The sequence below is a fragment of the Pseudomonas sp. P7758 genome (assembly GCF_013386485.1).
In the GTDB taxonomy this organism is placed as follows: domain Bacteria; phylum Pseudomonadota; class Gammaproteobacteria; order Pseudomonadales; family Pseudomonadaceae; genus Aquipseudomonas.
The window spans coordinates 1-386 of sequence record NZ_JACARS010000298.1 but is presented as its reverse complement, the minus strand read 5'-3'; the positions used below and the strand labels follow the sequence as shown (position 1 = coordinate 386).

The following is a 386-nucleotide window of genomic DNA, read 5'->3' as shown; positions in this document are numbered from 1 at the left end:
AGCAGGCTCGCTCCTGTGTGTTCATCGATCAGATTTTGAAACTGTCGACCAACTGCTTCAGGCGGTTGGCCTGTTGAGACAAGGCGTCGCAATCCTTCAAGGTTTCGTTGAGGTTGGCCACGCCCTGCTGGTTCAGCAGGTTGATCTGGTTGATGTCGACGTTGAGGGTTTCCACCACGGCGGTCTGTTCCTCGGTGGCGGCCGCTACCGACTGGTTCATCCCGTCGATCTCGACGATCCGCTGCGTCACGCTGACCAGGCGCTCACCGGCCTGGTTGGCGACCTCGACGCTTTCTTCACTCGAGGTCTGGCTGGCGTTCATCGTGGTCACGGCCTCACTCGAGCCACTCTGCAGCGATGTGATCCTTTTGTGGATCTCTTCTGCC

At 58.8% G+C, this 386-nt stretch carries 1 pseudogene; it reads right to left on the bottom strand.

Annotation, left to right across the window (positions count from 1 at the left end):
* Window positions 1-28: 28 nt before the first annotated feature.
* Window positions 29-386, bottom strand: a pseudogene (locus tag HX873_RS31595) (chemotaxis protein); the annotation flags it as partial.